We start from the raw sequence: 6,056 nt of genomic DNA, 5'->3' as shown, positions 1-6,056 counted from the left end.
GCCCGAGCCGAGCAGGCTGCCGCCCGCCGCTGCCGTCGAACCGGCCGCGCCCGACAGCGCGCCGGCCGCCTGCCCGAGGGCCACCGAACCGTTCGCGAGTGCGCCCGTCACCGAACCGAGCGCACCGGTCAGTGCGCCTGCCGGGTTGCTGCCGCCCGTCAGGCCGCTCACGAGGTTCGTGATCGGGGCGATCGGGTTGTTGCCCGCCGCACCCGACAACGTGCCGACGACCTGGTTCACGACGCCTTGCACCGGCGCCAGCGGGTTCGAGCCGCCGAGGTTGCCGAGTGCGCCCACGACGGAGCCGACCGCGTTACCCAGTGCGTTCGTGGCCGTGCCGACCGCGTTGTTGTTGCTGAGCGTGCCGACAACCTGGTTCACGACGCCCTGAACCGGCGCCAGCGGGTTCGAGCCGCCGAGGTTGCCGAGTGCGCCCGTCACCGAGCCGAGTGCGCCGGTCAGCGCGCCGGCTGCGTTGCCGCCCGTCGGCAGCGCGTTCTGCAGGCCGTTGACGAGGTTAGTGATCGGCGCGATCGGGCTGCCGCCACCGGCGCCGGACAGCGTGCCGACGACCTGGTTCACGACGCCTTGCACCGGCGCCAGCGGATTCGAGCCGCCGAGCGTGCCGGCGAGCTGCGTGACGACACCTTGCACCGGTGCCAGCGGGCTCCCCGCTCCACCCACGTTGCCGAGCGTGCCCGTGATCGTGTTGACCGCGTTGCTCAGCGCGCCGGCCGGGTTGCCGCTGCCGAGCGTACCCGTGACCTGATCGACGACGCTCTGGATCGGCGCCAGCGGGTTCGAGCCGCCGCCGATGCCGCCCAGTGCGCCCGTCACTTGGTTCACCACGCCTTGGACCGGTGCCAGCGGGTTCGAACCGCCGCCGATGCCGCCCAGTGCACCCGTCACCTGGTTCACCACGCCTTGGACCGGCGCCAGCGGGCTCGATCCGCCGCCGATGCCGCCCAGTGCACCCGTCACCGTGCCGAGTGCGCCCGTCAGTGCGCCGGCCGGGTTGCCGCTGCCGAGCGCGCCCGTCACTTGATTCACGACACCTTGAACCGGTGCCAGCGGGTTCGAGCCACCACCGATGCCGCCCAGTGCACCCGTCACCGTGCCGAGTGCGCCCGTCAGTGCGCCGGCCGGGTTGCCGCTGCCGAGCGCGCCCGTCACTTGGTTCACGACGCCCTGGACCGGCGCCAGCGGATCCGCGCCGCCACCAATGGCGCCCAATGCGCCCAGTGCCCCGGTCACGTTGCCGATCGCACCAGTCACCGTGCCTGCCGGATTGCCCGCACCGAGCTCGCCCGCCACCGTACCGAGTGCGCCCGTCAATGCACTAGCCGGATTGCCGTTATTGAGGGCCGTCGTGACTTGATTGACGACGCCTTGAATCGCCCCAAGCGGGTACGAACCGCCGCCGACATTACCCAGCGCGCCGGTCACCGTGCCGAGTGCACCGGTTAGCGCGCCTGCCGGGTTACCGCTACCCAGTGCGCCCGTCACTTGGTTCACGACGCCTTGTACCGGCGCCAACGGGCTCGACCCGCCGCCGATACCGCCCAGCGCACCCGTGACCGTGCCAAGCGCACCCGTCAACGCACCAGCCGGGTTACCGCTACCGAGCGCACCCGTTACTTGATTGACCACACCTTGGACCGGTGCCAGCGGGTTCGAGCCACCGCCGATGCCGCCCAGTGCCCCCGTGACCGTACCAAGCGCCCCCGTCAACGCACCAGCCGGGTTGCCGCCACCAAGCGCACCCGTTACTTGATTGACCACACCTTGAACCGGCGCCAGCGGGTTCGACCCGCCGCCGATACCACCCAGTGCACCCGTCACCGAGCCAAGCGCACCCGTCAACGCACCAGCCGGGTTACCGCCACCGAGCGCGCCCGTCACTTGATTCACGACACCTTGAACCGGCGCCAGCGGGCTCGACCCGCCGCCGATACCACCCAGTGCACCCGTGACCGTGCCAAGCGCACCCGTCAACGCACCAGCCGGGTTACCGCCACCCAGCGCGCCCGTGACTTGATTCACGACACCTTGAACCGGCGCCAGCGGGTTCGACCCACCGCCGACATTACCCAGTGCCCCCGTGACCGTGCCAACCGCATTGCTCAGCGTCCCCGTCGCCGTATTCAGCGCACCGGTCAACGCACCCGCCGGGTTGCCGCCGCTCAGCGCGCCCGTCACCTGATTCAGCACGCCCTGGACCGGTGCGAGCGGCTGTACCGTGCCGCCGCCACCGCCGAGTGCGCCCGTCACCGCCCCCACGGCGCCCGACAGCACCTGGCCGGGGTCGCCAAGCGACGTCTGGATCGCGCCCGCCCCGCCTGCCGCCACGGTGACCGAGCCCAGCGGCGACGTACCCGTCGCGACCAACCCGACCGACACGCTGTTCGTCGGCGGGTTGACGATTACTTGCGGAATCGGCAGCGCATCAAGGGCCCCCGCCATCGCGGAACCCGAAGCCAGTACCCCGAACACCGTCGCGACCGACAGCGCCACACCCGTCAATTTCAGATTGTGTCCCATCTTTATTTTCCCCATCTCGGTTGGCACAACGTTGATAAAGCATGGGGACGGATTGCACGAAGTGTGCCAATTCCAAAAACGGGATTGATTCGTCTGCCTATTGACGGGCAATAACGCTTTTTTAATCGATTTCAGACGAAATGCGCGGCCCGGGCACCGGAATCCTCTGACGAAAAAGGCCGATGGAACACGGATGTAACGTAACGTTTGCGAGCCCCGTGGTAACGTGTTCCGGTACATTCCGCGTAACACGGGAACACCCGCCGCGACGGTGTGCTACACCGCCATCAGCGGTGGCCCATTACGCATTTCAGCAATATGAAAATGCATTGATAAATCGCCGATTTGCTGATTTTCTTTATTTCGCGATTATCTTTCTTGCCGATTACGCAGATCATTTCCGATTGCGTGATTTCCGATAATTCGGATAGCAGACTGAAACACTGTGAAGGCCGGCACGCGCGACGCGGCGCGCGCCGCCGGATCAGCCGAAGCGCGCGGGGCGGTACGGATGGGGATCGATATAGGTCGGTGCGCCCGTCATCATTTCGGCGAGCAGGCGTCCGGTTGCGGGCCCGAGCGTGAGACCGTGATGACAATGGCCGAACGCGAACCACAGGTGGCGATGGCGAGGCGCGGGCCCGATCACCGGGCGCATGTCGGGCGTGCACGGTCGCATCCCGAGCCACGGCTCGGGATCGAGCCGCTCGCCGATGCCGAACGCATCGCGTGCCAGCGGCTCGGCGCGCGCGAGCTGCACGCCGGTCGGCGGTGCGCCGCGCAGCGCGATCTCGACGCCGGTTGTGAGCCGCAGGCGGCCGCCTTCCATCGGCGCGACGACGAAACCTTCCTCGGTATCGCACACGGGTACGTTCAACGGTGCGCGCGTCGGCCGGTAATGCATGTGGTAGCCGCGCTTCGCGCGCAGCGGAATCCGGTAGCCGAGCGGCTCGAAGACGTGATCGGACCACGGCCCGAGCGCAACCACGGCGGAGCGCGCCGAAATCGGCCCGTGTTCGGTACCGACCTGCCAGCCGTCATCCACCTGCACGAGCGTCCTGGCATCGCCGAGCGCGAACGTGCCGCCGTCGCGCTCGAACAGCCGCGCGTAGGCCTTGGTCAGCCCGCCCGGGCTCGACACGGTCTTCGGATCCTGCCAGTGGAATGCGCCGCAGAACGCTTCGCTGATGCCGGGCTCGCGCGACCGCAACGCACGTGCGTCGAGCACGGTCATCCGCAGCCCGTGCGCGTCGGCCACGCGCTGCTGCGCGCGGGTTTCCGCATCGAACAGCGCGGGCGAACGGAACGCCTCGATCCACCCGCCGTCGTGCACGAGCGGCTGGGCATCGGTGCGCGCGAGCAGCGCGTCGTGCTCCACGACGCTCGCCGCGACGAGCGGCAACAGGTCGCGCGCGGCGGCCGCGAGCCGCTGCGGCGACGATTCGCGCCAGAAGCGCGCAAGCCAGCCCGCATACGCGGGCAGCGCGCGGTAGTCCCAATAGAGATCGACCGAGCGGTTGCGCGCATAGCGAAGCAGCGTGCCGAGCCGGCGCGGAAACGCGTACGGCACGACCGACGAGCGCTCGATCAGCCCCGCATTGCCGTGGCTCGTTTCCTCGCCGGGCGCACGCCGGTCGACGAGCGCGACGCGCAGCCCGCGATCCTGCAGATGCAGCGCCGACGACACGCCGACGATGCCGGCCCCCAGAACGATGACGTCGAAATCCATGGTTCCCCGTACTGCGTCGAGATTCGATGCGACACGCGCCGGCGCGGCGGCCGGCGCACGGCCGTGATTACTTCGCGACGATGTCGCGCTTGAAGTACTTCTGCGACAGCGCGCTGAGCGTGCCGTCCTTCTTCAGCGCGTCGAGCGCGCCGACGATCTTCGCCTGCAGCGCCTTGTCGTTCTTGCGCATCCCGAAGCCCGTGCCTTCGCCGAGCGTCGCCGGATCCTTCAGCGGCTCGCCGACGATCTGGTAGTCGCGGCCGGCCGGCTTGTCGAGGAAACCGTCCTGCGCGGTCTGCGCTTCCTGCACGGCCGCGTCGAGACGCCCCGCGACGAGATCGGCGTAGATCTGGTCCTGATCCTGGTACGACACGACGGCCACGCCCGCAGTGGCCCAGTGTGCCTTCAGGAAATCCTCCTGCGACGAGCCCTGCAGCACGCCGACATGCTTGCCGCGCAGGCTCGCGACATCGGGCCGCAGCGGCGAGCCGTGCTTGGCGATCATCACGATCGGCACCACGTAGATCGCCGGCGTGAAGTCGATGCTCTGCCGGCGCTTCGACGTGATGTTCATCGCCGAGTTGATCGCGTCGAACTTGCGCGCCTGCAGCGCCGGGATCAGGCCGTCGAACGAATTCTCGACCCACACGCACTTCATGTTCAGCTTCGCGCACACCGCATTGCCGATGTCGACGTCGAAACCCTGCAGCTGGCCGGCCGGCGTCTTGCTCTCGAACGGCGGATAGGCGGCTTCGATCCCGAAGCGCAACGTGGTCTGTTCCGCATGGGCCGTGACGGCCGCGCAGGCAAGCGCCGCAGCGGCGCAAAGGGAGAGCTTCCAGTTCATGACGGTCCTTCCGTTCCGGATTGAGGCGATGAAGATCGGTACACGACGGCCCCGGCCGGGCGCCGGATCGCCATTCGAAGCAGGCGGCCGCCACGCGGTGACGCGTCGTGTCCTGCACGCGAAATATAGACTCAAAGTCTACTATAGACTATAGGGGATACGAGAATCGTGCCCCGATACGCGACATCCAAAATTCGCCGGTCACACGGAATACCTTTGATTTACCGGTGTTTTTTTCGAACCACGTGACGCCACGAAGTCTCGAAAAGAAAAATTCTCCCGATTTTGTTTGTCTATATTAGACTTTTCGTCCATCACGAACACCGCCGGACACCGTTGATCGAGACGGTCCTGTCCAGCCCCGACCGGAGATGTCCCCATGACGCAAACCGCCCCGACCCTGCCGCTGACCGTCGACGAAGCCGCGGTACGCGCGGCCCTGCCGTCGCTCGACGTGCTCGGCACGCTGCGCAGCATGTTCGCGTCGCTCGCCGCGACGCGCGCGGTGCAGCCGCCGCAAACGCTCACGCTGTTTCCCGACCAGGCCGGCGACTTCATCACGTATCTCGGCGCGCTCGCCGACGCGCAGGTGTTCGGCGCGAAGCTGTCGCCGTATGTCGTGACGGGCGGCAAGCCCATCGTCACCGCGTGGACCGCGCTGATGTCGATGCGCACGGGCCAGCCGCTGATGTGGTGCGACGCCGGGCTGCTGACCGTCGAGCGCACGGCCGGCACGACCGCGCTCGCGGTCGACTGCCTCGCGCCGCGCGACGCGCGCCATCTCGCGATCGTCGGTGCACGCGCGGTCGGCCTCGCGCACCTGCGGCACACGGCGGGCCTGCGCGACTGGGAGACGATCCGCGTGTACTCGCCGGCGCTCGCCGGCGACGCGGCCCCACAGGCCACGCTCCCGCAGCTCGCTCCGCGCGCCCGCGCCCC

The 6,056-nt window shown here is 68.3% G+C and carries 3 protein-coding genes and 1 pseudogene; 1 reads left to right on the top strand and 3 read right to left on the bottom strand.

Annotation, left to right across the window (positions count from 1 at the left end; genetic code table 11):
- From G3O00_RS39075 to G3O00_RS39065, 3 genes are all read right to left on the bottom strand, one after another.
- Positions 1–2,541 (bottom strand): hypothetical protein (locus G3O00_RS39075; RefSeq protein ID WP_206146189.1); only part of this gene is annotated, 2,541 nt, incomplete at its 3' end.
- A gap of 484 nt (positions 2,542–3,025) precedes the next feature.
- Entirely contained in the window at positions 3,026–4,270 is a 1,245-nt protein-coding gene (locus tag G3O00_RS39070) for an FAD-binding oxidoreductase (RefSeq protein ID WP_206146188.1), read from the bottom strand.
- 67 nt (positions 4,271–4,337) lie between these two features.
- The gene (locus G3O00_RS39065) at positions 4,338–5,117 is read right to left on the bottom strand and encodes an ABC transporter substrate-binding protein (protein WP_174931072.1); all 780 of its coding nucleotides are present in this window, start codon (positions 5,115–5,117) and stop codon (positions 4,338–4,340) included.
- Between the two features lie 379 nt (positions 5,118–5,496).
- Between G3O00_RS39065 and G3O00_RS39060 the strand changes: the two are divergent.
- Positions 5,497–6,056, top strand: a pseudogene (locus tag G3O00_RS39060) (ornithine cyclodeaminase family protein); the annotation flags it as partial.

It is taken from the genome of Burkholderia sp. Ac-20384 (genome assembly GCF_017104605.1).
GTDB classification, from domain to species: Bacteria; Pseudomonadota; Gammaproteobacteria; order Burkholderiales; family Burkholderiaceae; genus Burkholderia; species Burkholderia lata.
This window is presented reverse-complemented; position numbering and strand designations above follow the sequence as displayed.

What these genes read in the sequence shown, in the direction of transcription:
- G3O00_RS39070 (WP_206146188.1), bottom strand. Translation starts at nt 4,270, where the DNA reads ATGGATTTCGACGTCATCGTTCTGGGGGCCGGCATCGTCGGCGTGTCG.
- G3O00_RS39065 (WP_174931072.1), bottom strand. Translation starts at nt 5,117, where the DNA reads ATGAACTGGAAGCTCTCCCTTTGCGCCGCTGCGGCGCTTGCCTGCGCG.